The sequence below is a fragment of the Clostridium algoriphilum genome, from assembly GCF_020443705.1.
Lineage (GTDB): Bacteria > Bacillota > Clostridia > Clostridiales > Clostridiaceae > Clostridium_AD > Clostridium_AD algoriphilum.
In genome coordinates this window covers 118,265-139,590 of sequence record NZ_JAIZZK010000005.1, presented here as the reverse complement: position 1 = coordinate 139,590, position 21,326 = coordinate 118,265, and the positions used below count along the sequence as shown (strand labels likewise).

Here is a 21,326-nt window from a genome sequence, read left to right as displayed (position 1 = left end):
TTACCAACTTTTGTAATGCAAATAATTTTTATGATTGTTTATTACTTCGCCTTAAATATCCTTCAATAAATATATCAATATCGCCATCCATAACTGCATCTACATTTCCTGTTTCTATATTAGTTCTATGGTCCTTAACCAGATTATATGGATGAAATACATAGGATCTAATTTGACTTCCCCAACCATTCTCTTTAAGATCCCCAGTTAGATCTTCTATTCTATCCTTTTTAGCTCTTTCTTTTAAATCTAAAAGTTTAGCCATGAGCATTTTCATTGCAGTTTGCTTATTACTATGCTGGCTTCTCTCATTTTGACACTGAACTACAATACCTGTAGGAATATGCGTAATCCTTATTGCTGAGTCAGTTTTATTTACATGTTGGCCTCCTGCACCTCCAGACCTATAAGTATCTATTCTGAGGTCGTCAGCTTTTATATCAATATCCTGACTTTCAGTAAGCTCTGGCAGTACTTCACAAGACGCAAATGAAGTTTGCCTCTTGCCATTTGCATTATAAGGCGAAATTCTTACTAACCTGTGCACACCCTTTTCAGCCATTAGATATCCATAGGCATATTCACCAATTATTTTTAATGTAACTGCTTTAATACCGGCTTCATCAGATGGCTGATAATCTAAAACTTCGATCTTATATCCCTTCTTCTCACACCATCTTGAATACATTCTATACAGCATTTCTGTCCAATCTTGAGCATCAACTCCCCCTGCACCAGTATGAAGAGTTAATATAGCATTATTTTTATCATATTCTCCAGATAATAAAATTTCTATTCTAAACCTGTCGGCGCTACGAGCTAATTCTTTTAGGTCAGTTTTTATTTCCGCAAGGGATGAATCATCATCTTCCTCCTGACTTAGTTCTATTAGCAATTCTAAATCCTCTATATTACTAATCAATAAATTATACCTATCAATTCTATCTTTAATCCCCTTAGCCTGTTGAGTAATTTGTTGAGCCACTTTTATATCTTCCCAAAAACTAGACTCTTGCATTATAAACTCAAACTCTCCTAATTGTCTTTCCATAGTTGTTATGTCAAAGAGACACCTTAATTTCTTCTACGTTACTTTTCAATACATTTATTTGACTCAATACTTCCTCTACTAGTACTATCACCTATAACACCTCTTTCATTATATTAAATACATAAAATACATTACCATCATCATTTGTTTTTTATTTGCTAACACCTTATAAAAGGGGTTAGCAATAGATTCTTGCTTACCCCTTTTATAATTATCCTCTACCACAACAATTTTTATATTTTTTGCCTGAACCACAAGAACATTCATCATTTCTTCCTGGTTTAGCTTCCTTTTTAGTTGGCCCTTTTTTAGGAGAGTCATCTTGGCTTGTTGATGTGATTTTTGCAACCATTTCTCTTTCAGGTGCTTTTTCTATTTCCACATGGAATAAGTATTTAGCAGTTTCTGTCTTAATGTTATCAATCATTTCAGCAAACATGTCACTACCTTCCATTTGGTACGCCTGTGTTGGATCTTGTTGCTTATAGGCCCTAAGTCCAATACCTTGCTTTAAATGTTCCATTGCATCAATATGATCCATCCATTTACTATCTACAACCCTTAAAAGAATAACTCTTTCAACTTCTCTTATTTGTTCTTCTCCAAACTGTTCTTCCTTTTGTGCATAATTTTTATTCGCTACACCTAAAAGAGTTTCTTTAATTTCATCGTTTGTTGTTTTACCAAGTTCTTCTGGTGAAATCATATCCTTAGGAAGATATATTTCTTCAAGATAATTAACTAATTTAACTAATTCTTCATCAAAACTTTCCTCAAGCCCACTGATATGTGAATCAACTGCAGAAACAACAACATCTTTTATCATATCTTCAATTTGACCTTTTATATTTTCTCCTTGAAGTACCTCAGTTCGTTGTTTATAAATTATTTCTCTTTGTTGGTTCATTACATCATCATACTGAACAACGTTTTTTCTTATATCAAAATTGTTTCCTTCAACTTTCTTTTGAGCACTTTCTATAGCTCCACTTACCATTTTGCTTTCAATTGCATCCTCATCAGTTAATCCTAATTTCTCTACAACTCCTTGAAGCCTTTCAGAACCAAATATCCTCATTAAATCATCTTCCAGTGATATGTAAAATCTTGAACTTCCAGCATCGCCTTGACGACCAGCACGACCTCTAAGTTGATTATCTATACGCCTAGATTCATGTCTTTCTGTCCCAATTATCTTGAGTCCACCAACTCCAACAACACCTTCTTCAAGCTTAATATCTGTACCACGACCAGCCATGTTAGTTGCTATAGTAACCATTCCAAGTGATCCTGCATGAGCTATTATATCCGCTTCCCTCTCATGATATTTAGCATTTAGTACTTGATGAGGTATTCCTCTTTTTTTAAGCATCTCAGATATTAACTCTGATTTTTCTATACTAACAGTACCTACAAGAACAGGTTGCTTAGTTTTATAGGTTTCAACTATTTCCTCGACTATTGCTTTATACTTTCCATTAACAGTTTTATAAACAAGATCTGCATTATCAAGTCTTGTTAACGGCATATTGGTAGGTATTACTAATACATCTAGCCCATATATTTCTCTAAATTCATTTTCTTCTGTAAGAGCAGTACCAGTCATACCTGACAATTTATCATACATTCTAAAATAGTTTTGAAAAGTTATAGTTGCAAGGGTTTTTGATTCCTTCTCTATCTTTACGCTTTCTTTTGCTTCAATAGCTTGATGAAGTCCATCACTATACCTTCTGCCTTCCATAAGTCTTCCGGTAAACTCATCTACAATTATAACTTCGCCATTTTTCTCCATGTAATCTTTGTCTTTTCTCATTATGAAGTTTGCCTTTAAAGCTTGAACTACATGATGCTGTATACCCATATTTTCTGCATCAGCATAATTTTCTATGTGAAAAAACTTTTCTGCCTTATCTATCCCTGCATCAGATAATATGACGGCACTAGCTTTTTCATCTATTGTATAATCTTCTTCTTTTATTAATCCCTTAACAAAATAATCTGCAACTTTATAAAAATCTGTTGACTTTTCTCCCTCTCCAGATATTATGAGTGGGGTTCTAGCTTCATCTATTAATATAGAGTCGACCTCATCCACAATTACAAAGTTTAGTTTTCTTTGAACTCTTTCTTCTTTATAAACAACCATATTGTCTCTTAAATAATCAAATCCAAATTCATTATTTGTTCCGTAAGTTATATCTGAATCATAAGCTTCTTTCCTTTGATTTTGGTCTATATCGTGAACAATTACACCCACAGAAACACCTAAAAATTCATGTATTCTTCCCATGTCGTCTCTATCTCTTTTTGCAAGATAATCATTAACTGTAATTATGTGAACGCCTTTTCCTGTTAATGCATTTAAATATGCAGGTAACGTCGCTACAAGCGTCTTTCCTTCACCAGTTTTCATCTCTGTTATTCTTCCTTGATGAAGTATTATACCTCCAATTAATTGAACCCTAAAATGCTTCATTTTAAGAACTCTCCATGAAGCTTCCCTAACTACTGCAAATGCTTCAGGTAATATATCTTCCAAAGTTTTACCATTACTTAATTCGGTTTTAAACTCTTCTGTTTTTGCTTTAAGTTCTTCATCACTTAAACTAGTCATTTCTGAATCTAATTCTTCTATTTTATCTACAGTTGAAATTATTCTTTTTATTTCTCTATCACTATAACTACCAAATAACTTGTCAAAAAATTTCATACTTTACATCCTCACTATTCTTTTAAAGACTTTCTAAATATACATTTAAATTATATCACTTTACCTGTTGACGTTCAACTTATATCACTAAGCTATTGACATTTAACTTATATAATTTCATAAAAATTGCAAACTAATTGTTAATGATTCTCCATTGTTATACTTTTAGAGTTAAAAAAGGATTAAAGTAAATATAACTACTTTAATCCTTTTTTTATCTTATAATTTTGGTTCTATTAAACCATAATTTCCATCTTTTCTTCTATATACTACGTTTACCTCTGAATTACCATTTACTTCTGAACTACCATCACTCATATATACGAAGAAACTATGTCCAACTAACTCCATTTGAAGTACTGCTTCCTCTGCTGACATAGGTTTAAAAGCAAATTTCTTTGTTTTTACTATCTTCGGATCTACACCACCATCTTCACTATTATCATACTGTGGTATGCCCTGAAATTTAAGAGAATTTCCTTTATTTCTTTTCTCCAATTTCGTTTTGTGTTTTCTTATTTGTCTTTCTAACTTATCAACAACAATATCTAATGCAGTATACATATCTTCATTTTGCTCTTCTGCTCTTAAAACTACTCCATTAAAAGGAATCGTAATTTCAATAGTATGTCTGTTCCTATGAACACTCAAGGTTGTCTGTGCTTCCACATCCGGATTAAAATATTTATCCAATCTTGTTATTTTCTTGTCTATCATATTTTTCAAGGCTTCTGTTATCTCTATGTTCTTTCCTAATACTTTAACTTTCATACGTACAGCCCCTCTCTAATATATACATATTGCTTAATATATAAGCATATTATATGTTTAATAAGTTAATTTTATTACTTTAATTAATAAATAGCAACCGTTAAAATCAGAATTCACACAATATTAAAGTAATTTAAAGTTTGCATTCTTAATATTCCTTAATATTCCTCTGTTTATTAAATTACATTATTTATTATTTATATTTTTACTTACTTTATAAAATAAAAACTCCTAACATTACATTAGGAGTTTTTATATATTAAGTTAGTTGACCTGGTCTTTGACCCCACACTCGCCTGCTGGAGCTTTTGCTACCCAGAATTACCTTCTCACTACTCACACTCTCGTCTACTAAACGGCAGGACTAACCTCTAAGCCGCACCATGCTCACTAAACTTTGTTTAACTTACGTGGATCGTTTCGCCTGCGACTGGCATCGACTTTCAACCACAAACCTAACTTACTACAATACGTATTATACATTACTTTTAGCTATAGTCAATATAAATATATTATTTACTCCATTTTCTTTTAGTCTTCGTGCACAATGAAATGCTGTAGCACCAGTAGTTATAACATCGTCCACAAGTAATATATTTTTATTTTTCATAAGTTCATTTTCTTTAATTTCAAAACACTCTTTCATATTATCCCAACGTTCTTCACCACTTAGTCCTATTTGATCCTTAACATTCTCAGTTTTTATTAGACTGCTTACTACTGGAATATCCAAGGATTTTGACAAGTAATTTGCTAAATATTCGCCTTGGTTATATCCTCTATTTTTCAAACCTTTTTTAGTCATAGGTACATAAGAGATTAGGTCAAACTGTAAATCACTCTTCTTTACAAGTTGTAACATATATTCAGCTAAAATTTCGCCACATATGAAATCGTTCTTATATTTAAGTCTAATTATTAGCTCTTTTACAATACTCGAATAATAAAACACTGACCTAACCTGATATAATTCTTCATCATGTCCAATATAAAAATTGTCCATACATCGCCGTAATTTTTTCCTGCATATGCTACATAAGGCATCACTTTCTTCGCTATAGCCTTTACAAATCACACATTGTTCATCACCCGAATATATAAGCGCAGCTAAACAATAGAATATGTTTTTTATATATTTAATAATCCTCTTTCCCACGCTTTCTCATTAAATTTTCTAGCTATAGTTTTAGCTTTATCCATTTGGACAGTTTCTACATTAGCTAAAAATATAGCCTCTCCCCCCTGCGTATTCTCATACCTTCCAACCTTACTTGATAAACATAATAATTGCTTATGATTAAATTTAATATTATCAGCAAAATAAACTATAACATCAACTGAATGGAATTCTAGGTAAGTTTCTTCGAAATCATTAGTTACTATTATTCCCTTATCTTTGTTCATAAAATTAACTTTAATAGACTCATCACTTTTTTTGCTAATGAATAAAAATATATTTTCACTTAACTTCTTTTTAAAATTACTTAAATACGCAAATACCGCATTTGCTTTTTCCTCATCTGGTGTAAAAATTATTACCTTCCTATTAGATATAATTGACCAATTTAGATATTCATAAACTACTAGAGGTATATCCATACTAAGATTTATTCTAGTTGTTATGATTCGAGGCTCTATAATTGGTATATTAGTGTTTTTTAATGGAAACATAATTGTATTTCCCTCACTTAAAACATTTTCCACACAGTAAGCTATAGATGTACCATCTACTTTACACATTTTCAATAATATTTTCTTTATTTGCTGTTTGTTGTACTTAGGAAAACTTCTAATATCATTATAAATAACCAAATCAAATTTCTCTTTTAGTTTTAATGCATTCTCATGACTACATATATGTAAATATTCATTTACACTGATATAATTTGTTTCAGTAGAATATGTATATTGACCTAAATTACTAAATTTATTTATATAATATATAATGTCAATACAACGTTCATCTTCATTAGTTATATACAATATATTTTTCTTGTCATTAACATATGAAATTATAGTTCTTAGAAATATATCAGAGGAATTGTAAAATGCAGATACAACATCAATTCTTTTTTTGCCGTTTATCTGGCATTTTAAAATCTCTTTACTGATTTCATCTTTTACCTTACTAAGGTTTAATTTTGCGTAATAAAGCATGTAAAATCTCCTTTATAGTTAAAGATTTGTTTTAAATTAGCTTAGCTGATCTTCGTCACTTCCAATGTTAGCATCTACTATTTGCTTTATTCTAAATCCTAAAGCAGAATATCTCTCAAAACTTCTGTTATTATCTTTCATGAAGCTAATAGCCTTTCTTTCTCCCACTAAAACAACCATGTTTTTTGCTCTTGTTATACCTGTATAAAGCAGATTTCTATTCATTAAAAGTGGAGGTCCCATAAACATTGGCATAATTACAACCTCAAACTCACTCCCTTGACTCTTATGTATCGTTATAGCATAGGCGAGTGTTAGTTCATCCAAATTTACGCCTTCATATTCTACACGTTTATCATCATCAAAAATAACGACAACATTTTCATTATCTTCATCAATGTCATCAACATACCCAACATCACCATTAAAAATTCCAGATCCATCTTCAGCTTTTGCACTCATTTTATGCCATTTCATAGAATAATTATTTTTAATCTGCATCACCTTATCCCCCACCCTAAATATAGTATTCCTATACTCTTTTTCCTTTTTATCTTTAGATTTGGGATTTAGTATTCCTTGAAGTCTTTCATTTAAATTTTCTATGCCGAGTATTCCTTTTCTCATTGGTGAAAGTATTTGAATATTTTTCATCTTATCCCACTGTTTGTTGAAATTTGGTAATCTTGTATTGATTAATGTTATTATACTATCTAATATTTTCTCTGGTTCATTATTTTCAATAAAATAAAAATCTTTATCTTTTTTATTTAAGATAGGCATCTCACCATTATTAATTTTATGAGCATTGACAATAATCATACTTTCACGTGCTTGCCTAAATATTTCCTTAAGTTTAACTATTTTAACACATTTACTGTCAATTATATCTCTTAGTACATTTCCTGGTCCAACAGATGGCAATTGATCAACATCACCAACTATTATAAGTCTCGTTCCTATGGTAATAGCTTTTAATAAGCTGTTCATGAGCATTATGTCTATCATTGATGCTTCATCTACAATGAGTACATCACAATCTAAAGGTGATTCCTCACTTCTAGAGAACTGTGATCCATCATCACCACCTACTCCAAGCTCAAGTAATCTATGTATTGTTTTTGCTTCTCGTCCAGTAGCTTCTGTCATTCTTTTAGCCGCTCGGCCTGTAGGAGCAGCCATATATACTTTCTTTCCTGCTTCTTCAAATACCTCTATAATACAATTTATTATAGTAGTTTTACCAGTACCTGGTCCTCCAGTTATAACTTCTATACTATTTTCCATAGCACCACAAATAGCAATTCTTTGGGATTCTGCAAATTTAATGTTTTTTTCTTCTTCAAAGTTATTAATCTTTTCTTCTACGTTTATTTCCAATTCGTCATACTCTTCTACAGATAAAGTTATAACTTTTTTAGTTATACCTAATTCACAATAATAAAAAGGCATAGTGAATACACAGTCTTCTTCATCAATGTTTTCCACCTTAAGTTTTCCTTGCAAAACATTATCATATATATTCTCTTCTATTTCCTTGTCAGTAACGCCAAGAATATTCTTAGCCTGTTTATATAATTTTCCAAGTGGCATATAAGTATTTCCAATAGCACAAAATTCGTTAACCACATAATTAATTCCGCTTTGTATCCTAAAGGGTGATTCTTTATCTATGCCTAAACTTCTCGCTATCTTATCAGCAATTTTAAATCCTACGCCAGCAATGGTTTCAGTCAACACATAAGGATTATCTTGTACCACCTTTATAGAATCCGCTCCATATTTTTTATATATTTTTACACATTGGCTTGGTGTTACTCCATATGTTTGAAGAAATATCATTATACTTTTAACTTCTCTTTGCTTAGAATAAGATTCAAATATTAATTGAATTTTTTTTTGTCCTACACCATCGATTTCTTTTAACCTTTCTATTTCGTTATCTAATATATTCATAGTATCCTCACCAAAACGTTGTACAATCTTTTTAGCAGTTACAGGTCCAATTCCTTGTATAACTCCTGAAGATAAATACTTTTCTATACCCATAAGTGAACTAGGTATGATTTCCTCGCAATGATTTATTTTAAACTGTTTGCCAAATTGAGGATGATTAACCCATTCTCCATCTAATTTAAGATTCTGTCCTTCACTTACGTATGGCACAATGCCTACCACAGTAATTTGTTTTTTATTATCATTTAAATGAGCAATTATATACCCATTGTCTTCATTATGAAATACTACATCTTCAATTGTTCCTTGTATTTCTGGCATAAAATCTCCCCTATTTATAAAATCGTATATAATACTAATAGTGATAATAATACAATTAGTGTCACTATTAGTATTATATCATATGTAGTTTATTTATTATTTACCATCTTTAGTATACCCCTATCTTAAATTTTATCAAAATGCTAAATAATAATCCACTATATTTTTACACCCACTAAATTATTTATAATTATTAGAGTGTTTGAGAACGTCTTCAAAAACTTATTATTGCTTATACAAAAAGGGGATAACAATCATTAATTGTTATCCCCTTTTTTATTCTTTTTATCTCATTACATATATTTTTTTATTTCATCAACCTTATTCAGTTTTTCCCATGAAAGATCTAGATCAGTTCTTCCAAAATGTCCATAAGCTGCTACTTGTTTGTAAATAGGTTTTCTAAGGTCTAATTCTCTTATAATTACAGCAGGCCTTAAATCAAATACTTTTTCAACTATAGCAACAATTTTGTCATCTGAAATCTTTCCCGTTCCAAAGGTTTCAACCTCTATAGATACTGGTTTAGCTACACCTATAGCATATGCTAATTCTATTTCTAGTTTATCTGCAACTCCTGCAGCTACTAGATTTTTAGCAACCCATCTTGCAGCATAAGCAGCCGATCTATCTACTTTTGTTGCATCTTTTCCAGAGAATGCTCCACCGCCATGTCTACCATATCCTCCGTAAGTGTCAACTATTATCTTCCTTCCGGTTAAACCTGAGTCACCCTGTGGTCCCCCGATTACAAATCTGCCCGTAGGATTTATATAATATTTAGTTTTCTCATCTAATAAACCACTTGGAACTATAGGTTTTATTACATTCTCTATTAAATCTTTTTCGATTTGATCATGGGTTGCTTCTTTTCCATGTTGAGTTGAAATAACAATGGTATCAATTCTCACTGGCTTATTGTCTTCATACTCTACAGTAACTTGAGTTTTCCCATCTGGTCTTAAATAATCTAATGTACCATTCTTTCTTACTTCACTTAATCTTCTTGCTAATCTATGAGCCATTGAAATTGGTAGTGGCATGAACTCTGGTGTCTCATTGGTTGCAAATCCAAACATCATACCTTGGTCTCCAGCACCTATTGCGTCAACTTTTGAAAGTTCACCTGCCTTAGATTCTAAAGCTTCATCTACTCCCATGGCTATATCTGCTGATTGTTCATTAATAGATGTAATTACAGCACATGTGCTAGCATCAAAACCATATTTTGCTCTAGTATATCCTATACCTTCAATAGTACTTCTAACAACTTTGGGAACATCTACATAACAATCAGTTGTTATCTCTCCCATAACTAAAACCATTCCTGTAGTAACCGCTGTTTCACAAGCGACTCTAGCATAAGGGTCTTGTTCTAAAATAGCGTCAAGTACAGCATCTGAAATTTGGTCACAGATTTTATCTGGATGTCCTTCTGTAACAGATTCTGATGTAAATAATCTTTTCATTATAATTCTCCTTTCTAATGTTTAAAATTTTTTTATAAAAAATAAAACCTCTTCTAAAATAAGAAGAGGTGTTTTAACCATCTCACTTATCTCGCAGACTATCTGCAGGAATTGGCACCATTGTGCATTGCACCGGTTGCCGGGTTTCATAGGGCCTTTTTCCCTCCACCTCTCTTGATAAGAGTTATCAATATTAAGTTTTATTTATATTAACATATACATTTTACAATGTCAACAAGACCTATATGTTATAAGAACAAAATCAAAAAAGACACCTTAAGATGTCTTTTGGTGGAGGAGGACGGATTCGAACCATCGAAACATTACGTAACAGATTTACAGTCTGCCCCCTTTGGCCACTCGGGAACTCCTCCATATGTGGAGCTGGCAATAGGAATTGAACCTACAACCTGCTGATTACAAGTCAGCTGCTCTACCGTTGAGCCATGCCAGCATGAATTTATTCAATTGTATAAGAAATTGTTATGGTGGGAACAACAGGGTTCGAACCTGTGACCCTCTGCTTGTAAGGCAGATGCTCTCCCAGCTGAGCTATGCTCCCAAAACTTATGATAACTATAATAAATGGTGGAGGAGGACGGATTCGAACCATCGAAACATTACGTAACAGATTTACAGTCTGCCCCCTTTGGCCACTCGGGAACTCCTCCATTTATGGAGCTGGCAATAGGAATTGAACCTACAACCTGCTGATTACAAGTCAGCTGCTCTACCGTTGAGCCATGCCAGCATATTATATTTTTTATCGTTTTATCGTGTCGACAAGAATTATTATACAACTTTAATAAATTTATTTCAAGTCCATATACTCTCTCTAAAACTAGTCTTCTCTACATTACTATATTATTCACACATTTACTCTATATTAAGCATTAATCCACTTTTCTAAAATTGTTCTTATTTGTAGATCTTGATATCATGGTTATAAAATAATATATATAGATTATTTGGAAATTAACATTTTTTTATTCTTTTATCATAATAATACACAGAATTTACTCATATAAATTATTCATAGGAAACTAATTTATAATTATTTTCCTCCAGAGCAATTAAGGAGGTATATTTCTTGAGTAAAACAAAAACACATTATAAAGATCCTTTAGCCTACTATACAATTTCTAATTTTCTAAAAGACCATATTGATAAAAACACTTTAGTTGTTTGCATAGGCACCGATAGATGTATAGGTGATTGTCTAGGCCCTTTAGTTGGTACATTTTTAAAAAATAGCTCCTTTCCATTGCCTGTATATGGTACTATAGACAATCCGATTCATGCCTTAAACATAGATAGTAAATTATCTGAAATAAACGCACTGCATCCAAATTGTACTATAATAGGTGTAGACGCATGTTTAGGCGATATTTCGAGTATCGGTGAACTCCAAGCTAGAGATTATCCAATACATCCTGGTAAAGGTGTAGGTAAAACACTTCCTAAAGTAGGCAATTTTTCATTAATAGGTATTGTAGACTCAAGTGATGACAGTGAGTTATTCACTAATAGAAATATAAGACTTAGTCTGGTAATGGAAATTGCTAATGTTTTAAGCAGATCCCTTTTGCATTCATATTATCTGTATTCACTTACTGATAAAGAAAATGATTCAAGTACCGTTTAATATTCTGTGATTTGTTTAAAGTAAATTAACAATAACCTTAATCTAGTAAATCTCGTTCAATATAAAAATAAGCAATACAATTAAACTAATAATTGTATTGCTTATTTTTATAGCTTGTTTACACTTTTTAATCTGTTAGGTATTTGTCTCCTCCATTAAAAGAATTGTCTAATTTATCCACATAGTCTAGCACTTTTCCTGTCCCGAGTGCTACACATGAAATTGGATCCTCAGCCAAATAAACTGGCACTTTAGTAAACTCTTGTATAAGTTTATCTAATCCTTTTAACAGTGAACCTCCACCGGTCATAACTATACCTTTATCAGCTATATCTGCTGAAAGCTCAGGTGGTGTTTTTTCTAACACAGAATGAGCACATCCTGCTATTGAATATACCGCCTCTTTTAAAGCTTCTCTCATTTCTTCCGATGATACTTCTAAATTTTTTGGGAGACCCGTAATTAAATCTCGTCCTCTAATCTCCATACTTGCATTCTCTTCTTGCACATAAGCGCAACCTATGTTGATTTTTAAATTCTCTGCCGTTCTCTCACCAATCATTAACTTATGTTTCTTCCTGATGTATTTTATAATATCATCATCAAACCTATCTCCAGCTACTTTAATTGATTCACGTACAACCATGCCTCCTAAAGAAACAACTGCAATATCAGTAGTCCCTCCACCAATATCAATAACCATATTTCCACTTGCTTTAGCAATATCGAGTCCTGCTCCTATTGCCGCTGCTAGTGGCTCTTCTATAAGTTGAACTTTTTTAGCACCTGCATTTCTAGCTGCATCTTCTACTGCTCTTCTTTCCACTTCTGTTGCTTCGCAAGGGACACATATCACAACTTTTGGAGCAGATAGCCTTTTTTTCCCACAAGCCTTCTTTATAAAATGCTTTAACATTTTTTCAGTTATATCATAATCTGAAATAACACCGTCCCTCATAGGACGTATTGCCACAATGTTTCCTGGCGTTCTTCCTATCATTTGCCTAGCTTCTTCTCCGACTGCCAATACTCTATTATTGTTTTTATCTATGGCAACAACAGAAGGCTCTTTTAAAATGACACCTTTACCCTTGATATATACAAGCACTGTAGCTGTACCTAAGTCTATTCCCATATCTGTTCCCATTCTAAAAAAAAACATTTCAAAACTCACTCCTGCTCTTTAGTATATTCTATAATTAAATTATACTAAACTCTATTCTATAAAGCCATAAAAATTCCTCTATTATAATTAATATTTTTTATAGTTTTTAGTTTGAAGTGCTTTTATCCTTCTATTGCCTTGTATTTTAATCTAGTTGCACGTCCACCCCTGATATGTCTCTCGGCTTTATTTATATCCAAAATTGTTTTTGCTTCGTTAGCAATTTGGGGATTTATTGTAGGCAACCTTTCCGTCATGTCTTTGTGTATAGTACTTTTGCTAACTCCAAACACTTTGGCGGTTCTTCTTATTGTAGCCTTTGATTCAATAATATACTTTGCAACTTCTAATACTCGATCTTCAATATAGTCTTTCAAAGTGTTACCTCCTAAACCCTTCTATATTTATAAATATGCAATACCTTGCTTTTAAATTCCATTCCAATTAGTCATCTGACCATATATTTAGGAAAAATGGCTAATTGAGATGGTTATTGGTTATTTTTTAGTTGCTGTAGTTTGGTATTTTTCATATTTTACATATTTAGCAGGATCAATATTCTTACTATTTTGTAAAACCTCAAAATGCAAATGAGAACCATAATCTTCTTTATATGAGTTTAAACTAGTATTTCCCACAGAACCAATTTGTTGTTCTTTAGTTACTTTATCACCTTTTTTTACTAATATTTTTTCATCTAAACTAGTATATTTAGTAACGAAGCCATTTTGATGATCTATTTCAACCATCTTACCATTTTGACTATTAACGTCAGTGCCAACCTCTTTGACTATTCCATCCATTACAGCTACAACTGGTGTACCTATTTTAGCTTGAATGTCGATACCTAAGTTATTTCTATAACTATCAGTAGTCTTATATACTACTGAATCTATATCTTTTGAATATGCCCTAGCGAGCAATCCATTAACTACAGGTTTTGAGAATTGAGCATTTGTTATTTTAGAAACTGAAGTCGTTGCTACATTTTCTGTTGTTGCCTTTTTAATGTTAGGTACTGCCTTAAGAGCCTTAGCCTTAGCCTTAGCTAAGTTTTCTTCTTTCACTTGCAGAGCACCCTCGTATTCCTTTTGTTTTTTTAATACATTTGCTGCATTAGCTTGTTCTTTTTGCGACACTTCTTGATTGCTTGAAAGTTTCTTATTATTATTTGCTGTTATAGATGCCACTGTAGCTACTATACATAAACAAACAAATAAAATTACGTAAAAACCCTCCTTCTTAAAAAAGTTCAATGCCTTATTGTTTGCGTTCTTATCCATACAAACACCTCCATTTGTATTTTTGTCCATAATGTATTAAAACATACATATAATTTTAACTTTTTTTACATTTGTTTCATTTTTTTGATATTTTTTTTATTTATAAATGCTTTTCAATTAAAAATATAGATCATAAATTCATTGTATATCCTATGCTATTTACTCTAAATTATATTTATACCTATAACTTTATATTCATAACAAATAAGGCTGCTTATCCCTTTGTTGCATAGGATAAACAGCCTAAACATATAACTTTTTATTTAGATATAGCAGTGCCTTGATAATAATGAGTTAATATATCTACGTAACTTTTTCCATCCTTAGCCATTGCATTTGCACCATTTTGACTCATTCCTACATCATGTCCATATCCACTACATTCTACTTCTATTCCGTTTAAATTAAACTTTATTTGGAAATTTGAAGATTTTAAATCTAACATAGTTCTAAATTTACTACCTGTCATGGTTATACTTCCTACCTTAATATTTTTGACACTTCCTGCATCAGTTCTGCTAATTACAGCTATTTGTTTCTTAATATTACCTGTGTTTACATTAGCATTATAATAATTGCTATTTATAATTTGACTTAATGCCTTATATTTAAAGCTTTTAGTACTTTTAGCATTTTTTGTTTTTTCTTCACCTGGGCTTTCTACACTTCTTAAATAAGGTATGCTAGTACTGAAAACATCCTCAGAATTTTCTGTATTTCCACTGCTAGTTGAAAAATAATAGGGCTCCATTACCAATTTATTATTATAAGTTAATACTTGTCCCCGTGTACCTTCAACTGCTAATTTAATTTTATTCCAATATTCTTCTCCTTTATCTTTTCCCCATACTTTTATACGCTCATCCTTAATCATATAAACTTGGCAATGTACTGTATCACATAAATCAGCACCCTTACCATTTTTACATGCTGTGCCACCTGCTTCCATAACATGAGCTAAAGCATAGGTCCTAGCTGCCACCGCTTGAGCCTTTAAAGCTTCCCCAGAAAACCCAACTGGCATTTCCGAAGCAACAACCCCAGTTATATATTCTTCTAGATCAAGTTCATTTACAGTCTTTTCTTTTGTCATATATACTTTAACCTTGGTTATTTTAGGAAGTGACTCATATTTAACAATAGTTTTTTTATTATTCTCTAACTTATTTACAGAGTTTTTATTTTTATTTTTATTTATATTTACTTTTTCATTGTTCCCTACTCCAACTATTAAAACAGAAGTAATTACTATAAAGGCAACAAATGCAGTCATCAGTATAAGAAAGTTTTTTAAATGTACTGTAATAAGCACTTTTCTCATTCTTTTCTCCCCCTCGTTATAAAACAAGTTTTACTATATACATATTAAAAATCTATAGAAATTATTACTCTAATAAATTATTAGAATCACCTATAAAAAAATCGATATAATTTCAAACAAAAAAAAGCCTAAAAAGAAGAAACTAGTAAGCTTGCTAGTCTATTCTTTTTAGGTCCATTGCATAAAAGAACCGGAATATAAAAATAAAAATATATTCCACTTCTTTTAATTTTTAGATTGAAAATAATCCACCATACGTCTTATATAATTTTATATATTCTTATACGTTTTTCAAACTTTTATTGTTTGAAATTTCCTTATTAATTATTAAAATGCACTCTATCTATATCTGCGCCTAACCCCTTTAATTTCTCTTCAATTGATACATATCCTCTATCTATATGATATATATCACTTATCGTAGTCGTGCCCTCTGCGGTAAGTCCTGCAAGTATTAGTGCTGCTCCTGCTCTTAAATCTGTAGCTGTAACTTTTGATCCAGTAAACGTGTCTATGCCTTCAATTACAGCACTTCTACCATCTATTTTTATATTTGCTCCCATTCTCTTTAATTCCACGGCATGCATAAATCTATTCTCGAAAATAGTCTCCGTAATAATACTTGTACCTTTTACAGTACATAGTAAACTCATCATCTGGGCTTGCATATCTGTCGGAAATCCTGGAAATGGCATAGTTTTTATATCTATTGGATTTAACTTTTTCCTGCCATCAACTATTATACTGTTGTCATTTATTTCTATCGCTACTCCCATTTCTGTAAGTTTTGCAATTATTGGTTTTGAGTGAATTTCATCAACTCCATTAATTTTAACCAAACTCTTTGTTATTGCAGCAGTTATCATAAATGTACCTGCCTCTATCCTGTCGTATATTGGTTTATAAACAACTTCTTTAAAATCTTTAACTCCTAAAATTCTTATAGTGTCTGTTCCTTCTCCATCAATATGTGCTCCCATAGCTCTTAAAAATTTTGCCAAGTCAACAATTTCGGGTTCTTCAGCAGCATTTCCTATTATTGTTTCTCCTTCTGCAAGCGTTGCAGCCATCATTATATTCTCCGTAGCCCCAACTGACGGGTAATCTAAATATATGTTGCTGCCTATTAGTTTTTTCGCTTTCGCTTCCACATATCCATGTCCCACTATTACCTCTGCACCTAAAGCGGATAATCCTTTTAAGTGAAGATCAATTGGCCTAGTTCCAATATTGCACCCACCTGGTAACGATATTTTAAAACTTCCAAATCTTCCGAGCATAGGACCCATTATTAAAAAAGATGCTCTCATTTTTCTGACCAATTCATCGTTAGCTCCACTATCAAATATATTAGCAGTATTTATTTTAACCGTATTATTAATTTTATCTATATTAATATCCGCTTTAAGAGATTTCAATACATCACATATTACAAATACATCTTCAAGCATAGGAGCATTTGTAATTGTACAACTATTTCCGTTCAATATTGTTGCTGCCAGTATAGGAAGGACTGCATTTTTAGCTGCACTAATATTCACTTCACCTTTTAATTTATTCCCACCTTTTATAACTAATTTATCCATTCTTATCCTCCATTATATTGTTAATTTTTAATAAGTTGTTATTATTTCCGGTGTACCTATAATAATATATCTACCAGACGAATAATTACAAACCGCATAATTAAAATCAATTAACTTGTTGTTGGTTATTTTCTCATCGTATTCTTTAGTATATGCTACAGTACTTAACCCATTGTTTAAATCAACTGTTTCAATATTTTCAGTTCCATGAGATTTTAATATATTAATTATTCTCTTATTAAGACTATAATTATCTTCTATTTTATTTTTTGCACTACTCTCTCCAACTTTCGCCTTTAAATATTGAAAATACTTAATGTTATTACCTCTATATCCAATGCTAACACTAACCTTGTTTTTTAGAGCAACTAGTCCATTTTTATTATCTATTCTACTTATATTTATCGTTATATCATTAATATTATTGTTTTTTAAAGCCCCTATATATCCTTCAACATTTTCTCCAGAAAAATTAATGCAATAGGAATTAATATTTTTTGTGATACTTAATTTTATATTTTTATTATTAAGTTCTAAAACCTTAATTAAATAATTACAAATTTCTTCTCGCCCTATTCCTGTACTAAAGCATGTTTTTAATCCGTATTCTACTGTTTTACTCTTAGTTTGAAGTAATATTTCATCAAATAAATTAGATTTTTCGTGCGCATTTGAGAATCTAACATTAATTTGTAAAATGATTATACTTAATACTATACATAAAAGTGCAATGCTTTTTCTTTTCATTTTAATCCCCCTACCCTTCATTTAAATTGTTGACCAAAATTTATTTTTCTATTCTATAAATAACTATTTTTATAGACATATTATTAATAAAACCATCCCCCAGCACAAGTGTGAAGAGGGCTATTTTATTTATTATATAGGTAGGGGGCATTCAAAGAATTAATATTAAATATATCTATTCTTTATACTATTAATATATAATATTTTATTAGAATTGTGCTTAATTTAATTTATTAACGTGTTTTAAATACGGTTCTAATAACTTTGACTTATTTATTTTTTATATACTTCATACACTCAATAAAGTTCTAGACATAAAAAAAAATGGAGATAATTTAATATCTCCATTTAATAGTATCTAACCTTTTGTTTTAATTCTCATAAGTGATCTTAATATAGCATTTTCAGCTCTTTTAAAACCTACTCCATGTGCTTTACTCAATCTTTTTTCTGCTCTTCCTTCAGCTCGTTTTGCTCTTTCGGCATCTATATCCTCTGGCCACTCACATGCGTCGCATAACATTTCTATTTCGCCTTGAAGCACTCTTAAAACCCCCGTTGATGTGAAAGCTTTTAGCTCCTTACCATTCACTTCTGTAAATGTTGTCACCGTCGGTTTTAATGGAGTTATCATAGAAACATGGTTCGCAAGTATACCAACTCTACCTTCATCACTCTCCGTATTTAAACTCAAGACTTCACCACTATAAAATTCCTTTTCCGGAGTAAGTATAATAAGCTTTATATGATTTTTCATATAAACACCCCCGACCTTTCTATGCATATATTCTTGAAAATTTCTTATTCACTATCCATAGTTTTTGCTTTTTCTACTGCCTCGTCGATAGACCCAACAAACATAAATGCTGCTTCAGGTAATTTATCATGCTTTCCTTCAAGGATTTCTTTAAAACCCCTTATGGTTTCTTTTACAGGCACAAATTTACCTTTCATACCAGTAAATTGCTCAGCTACCGTAAATGGTTGAGATAAAAATCTTTGAACCTTACGCGCTCTTAACACTACTGTTTTATCCTCTTCAGATAATTCATCTATTCCTAGTATTGCAATAATATCTTGAAGTTCTTTATATCTTTCTAATATATGTCTAACCCTAATTGTAACATCATAGTGTTCCTGCCCTACTATTCTAGGATCAAGCATTGTTGAAGTAGAGTCTAGTGGGTCTACTGCTGGATAAATACCTAGTTCAACAATTCCTCTAGACAGCACTGTTGTTGCATCAAGATGACTAAAAGTAGTCGCTGGAGCCGGATCAGTTAAATCATCTGCAGGCACATATACAGCCTGCACAGACGTAATAGACCCTTGTTTTGTAGATGTAATTCTTTCTTGTAATTGACCCATTTCAGTAGCGAGTGTTGGTTGATAACCAACAGCACTTGGTATTCTTCCTAAGAGTGCAGACACCTCTGAACCAGCTTGTGTAAATCTAAATATATTATCTATAAATAAAAGTACATCCTGACCTTTATCCCTAAAATACTCTGACATGGTAAGACCAGTTAACGCAACTCTCATTCTAGCACCAGGTGGTTCATTCATCTGTCCAAAAACTAAAGCTGTTTTAGCTATAACCCCTGATTCTTTCATTTCATTATAAAGATCGTTACCTTCTCTAGTTCTCTCACCAACTCCAGTAAATACTGAAGTTCCGTTATGTTCTTTTGCAATATTATTCATAAGTTCTTGAATTAGAACCGTTTTACCAACTCCTGCACCACCGAAAAGACCAATTTTGCCGCCTTTTTGATATGGTGCAATTAAGTCTATTACCTTAATACCTGTTTCAAACACTTCCGGTTCAACAGACTGTTCTTCAAATGTTGGGGCTAGTCTGTGAATAGGCATATATTTATCAACTTTAACTTCTCCTAGTTCATCCATAGGCTTTCCAAGAACATTAAATAACCTTCCTAGTACTTCATCCCCAACTGGTACCCTTATTGGATTCCCAGTGTCAGTAGCCTTAAGCCCACGACTTAACCCCTCTGTACTTTCCATAGCTATTGCTCTTACAACATCGTCACCAACGTGCTGCTCAACTTCAGCTACAACTATTCTATCTTTCATCTGAATTTCGATACTATTGTAAATATCGGGAAGACTGTCTGAGTCAAACTTTATGTCTATAACAGGCCCTATTATTTGAACAACTTTTCCTATATGTCCTGGCATTGTTTTCTCTCCTTTTTACTTTTGAGCTTCTGCTCCTCCAACTATTTCTGAAATTTCTTGTGTAATTGCAGTTTGTCTACTTCTGTTATATGTTAAATTAAGTTTTTCGAGTATATCATTAGCATTGTTAGTAGCTGAACCCATTGACTCCATTCTAGACCTGTGTTCAGTTGCTTTTGAATGTAGCATTGAATTTAGCATTTTACCACTTAGATATAATGAAGTAATATTATACATTGCATCTTCATCAATTGACTCGATACTCACATATTCTTTAGTCTTATCCTCTCCAACATCAAAACTTAGAGGAAGTAACTTTTCAACTCTAACTTCATTTTTCACGGCTGAGATAAGTTTTTTATAAACTATGTAAACTTCACCAACCTCTCCACTACTATACATAGTAAGTGCATGATTAATAATAGTAGAAGCTTCTTTTTGAGTAGGAACATCTTCAATTTCAACGTATTCTGCAACAGTCTCAAAATTAAGTTTTTTAAGTAATGCTCTTCCTTTTTGACCAACAATAATTATATTGTAATCTTCCTTATTACTTTTTACTCTCTCGGTAAATGTGTTTACTACTGACCAATTAAACCCTCCACAAAGACCTGTATCTGAAGTTAATACAACATACAGTTTCTTGTTACTCTTATTTCCTTTTATATAGATACTATCACCTTCATAGTTATCTTCAACCTGCTTAAAAGTTTCATCAAGCTTAATTAGATACTTATTGTTAGTATCTACTTTATTTTTTATTTTCTTATATTTAGATGTGGCAACTAGTCCCATGGCCTTGGTGATTTTAGTAGTATTTGTTATGGACTTTATTCTTTGTTTAATTTCAATAAGACCCTTACCTGCCATGTTTCACCTCTCTTTAGCCTTCATAAACAAATTATAAAGGCAAGTTAATTATCACCTAACGGTGCTTCACTA

17 protein-coding genes, 5 tRNA genes and 1 riboswitch are annotated in these 21,326 nt (G+C 31.7%); of the genes, 1 reads left to right on the top strand and 21 read right to left on the bottom strand.

The features are described 5' to 3' along the window. Positions 1-28 precede the first annotated feature (28 nt). The 12 genes from prfB to LGK95_RS06590 all read right to left on the bottom strand — a co-directional run bounded on the left by prfB (position 29) and on the right by LGK95_RS06590 (position 11,189). A protein-coding gene (prfB, locus tag LGK95_RS06645) for a peptide chain release factor 2 (RefSeq protein WP_226123456.1) occupies positions 29-1,142 on the bottom strand; the annotation gives its coding sequence in 2 pieces (ribosomal slippage) (positions 29-1,063 and positions 1,065-1,142; 1,113 coding nt in all). Positions 1,143-1,262: 120 nt separating this feature from the next. Next, on the bottom strand, positions 1,263-3,764 hold the full coding sequence (secA, locus tag LGK95_RS06640; RefSeq protein ID WP_226123454.1) for a preprotein translocase subunit SecA: 2,502 nt from the start codon (positions 3,762-3,764) through the stop codon (positions 1,263-1,265). A gap of 219 nt (positions 3,765-3,983) precedes the next feature. Continuing rightward, a complete protein-coding gene (gene hpf, locus LGK95_RS06635; RefSeq protein ID WP_226123452.1) occupies positions 3,984-4,535 on the bottom strand; it encodes a ribosome hibernation-promoting factor, HPF/YfiA family in 552 nt (183 codons plus the stop codon). Between the two features lie 475 nt (positions 4,536-5,010). Further along, positions 5,011-5,538 carry a ComF family protein gene (locus LGK95_RS06630; protein ID WP_226123450.1) on the bottom strand — a complete coding sequence of 176 codons (528 nt, stop codon included), beginning with the start codon at positions 5,536-5,538 and terminating at the stop codon, positions 5,011-5,013. A gap of 125 nt (positions 5,539-5,663) precedes the next feature. Next, the gene (locus LGK95_RS06625; protein WP_226123448.1) at positions 5,664-6,692 is read right to left on the bottom strand and encodes a hypothetical protein; all 1,029 of its coding nucleotides are present in this window, start codon (positions 6,690-6,692) and stop codon (positions 5,664-5,666) included. 36 nt (positions 6,693-6,728) lie between these two features. Then, positions 6,729-8,969, bottom strand: a complete 2,241-nt coding sequence (recD2, locus tag LGK95_RS06620) for an SF1B family DNA helicase RecD2 (protein WP_226123446.1) — start codon at positions 8,967-8,969, stop codon at positions 6,729-6,731. A 293-nt stretch (positions 8,970-9,262) separates the two neighbouring features. After that, positions 9,263-10,438, bottom strand: coding sequence for a methionine adenosyltransferase (gene metK / locus LGK95_RS06615; protein ID WP_226123444.1), 1,176 nt, complete (start codon positions 10,436-10,438; stop codon positions 9,263-9,265). Positions 10,439-10,521: 83 nt separating this feature from the next. After that, positions 10,522-10,622: riboswitch (SAM riboswitch) on the bottom strand. A 105-nt stretch (positions 10,623-10,727) separates the two neighbouring features. Further along, a tRNA-Tyr gene (locus LGK95_RS06610) sits at positions 10,728-10,812 on the bottom strand. A gap of 5 nt (positions 10,813-10,817) precedes the next feature. Next, positions 10,818-10,892: transfer RNA gene (locus tag LGK95_RS06605), tRNA-Thr, on the bottom strand. A gap of 32 nt (positions 10,893-10,924) precedes the next feature. Continuing rightward, positions 10,925-11,000 (bottom strand) — tRNA-Val (locus tag LGK95_RS06600). A 24-nt stretch (positions 11,001-11,024) separates the two neighbouring features. Beyond that, positions 11,025-11,109, bottom strand: a tRNA-Tyr gene (locus LGK95_RS06595). A 5-nt stretch (positions 11,110-11,114) separates the two neighbouring features. Beyond that, positions 11,115-11,189, bottom strand: a tRNA-Thr gene (locus LGK95_RS06590). A 339-nt stretch (positions 11,190-11,528) separates the two neighbouring features. Between LGK95_RS06590 and yyaC the strand changes: the two genes are divergently transcribed. Beyond that, the gene (gene yyaC / locus LGK95_RS06585) at positions 11,529-12,083 is read left to right on the top strand and encodes a spore protease YyaC (protein WP_226123442.1); all 555 of its coding nucleotides are present in this window, start codon (positions 11,529-11,531) and stop codon (positions 12,081-12,083) included. 127 nt (positions 12,084-12,210) lie between these two features. On the opposite strand, the gene mreB is transcribed toward yyaC, so the two are convergent. The 9 genes from mreB to atpG all read right to left on the bottom strand — a co-directional run bounded on the left by mreB (position 12,211) and on the right by atpG (position 21,254). Further along, positions 12,211-13,245 (bottom strand): rod shape-determining protein, encoded by a 1,035-nt coding sequence (mreB, locus tag LGK95_RS06580; RefSeq protein ID WP_226123441.1) that lies wholly within the window; start codon positions 13,243-13,245, stop codon positions 12,211-12,213. Positions 13,246-13,370: 125 nt separating this feature from the next. Further along, positions 13,371-13,625 carry a sporulation transcriptional regulator SpoIIID gene (gene spoIIID, locus LGK95_RS06575; RefSeq protein WP_226123439.1) on the bottom strand — a complete coding sequence of 85 codons (255 nt, stop codon included), beginning with the start codon at positions 13,623-13,625 and terminating at the stop codon, positions 13,371-13,373. Positions 13,626-13,745: 120 nt separating this feature from the next. After that, positions 13,746-14,531: a M23 family metallopeptidase gene (locus tag LGK95_RS06570; RefSeq protein ID WP_226123437.1), complete on the bottom strand. Its 786-nt coding sequence runs from the start codon at positions 14,529-14,531 to the stop codon at positions 13,746-13,748. 259 nt (positions 14,532-14,790) lie between these two features. After that, a complete protein-coding gene (gene spoIID, locus LGK95_RS06565) occupies positions 14,791-15,852 on the bottom strand; it encodes a stage II sporulation protein D (RefSeq protein ID WP_226123434.1) in 1,062 nt (353 codons plus the stop codon). 320 nt (positions 15,853-16,172) lie between these two features. Next, entirely contained in the window at positions 16,173-17,438 is a 1,266-nt protein-coding gene (gene murA / locus LGK95_RS06560) for a UDP-N-acetylglucosamine 1-carboxyvinyltransferase (RefSeq protein WP_226123432.1), read from the bottom strand. A 27-nt stretch (positions 17,439-17,465) separates the two neighbouring features. Continuing rightward, a complete protein-coding gene (locus LGK95_RS06555; RefSeq protein ID WP_226123430.1) occupies positions 17,466-18,185 on the bottom strand; it encodes a YwmB family TATA-box binding protein in 720 nt (239 codons plus the stop codon). Between the two features lie 358 nt (positions 18,186-18,543). Beyond that, positions 18,544-18,942 (bottom strand): F0F1 ATP synthase subunit epsilon, encoded by a 399-nt coding sequence (locus LGK95_RS06550; RefSeq protein ID WP_226123427.1) that lies wholly within the window; start codon positions 18,940-18,942, stop codon positions 18,544-18,546. Between the two features lie 44 nt (positions 18,943-18,986). Then, complete coding sequence (gene atpD / locus LGK95_RS06545) at positions 18,987-20,384, bottom strand: F0F1 ATP synthase subunit beta (RefSeq protein ID WP_226123426.1); 1,398 nt, start codon at positions 20,382-20,384, stop codon at positions 18,987-18,989. A gap of 15 nt (positions 20,385-20,399) precedes the next feature. Then, a complete protein-coding gene (atpG, locus tag LGK95_RS06540; protein WP_226123425.1) occupies positions 20,400-21,254 on the bottom strand; it encodes an ATP synthase F1 subunit gamma in 855 nt (284 codons plus the stop codon). Positions 21,255-21,326 lie beyond the last annotated feature (72 nt).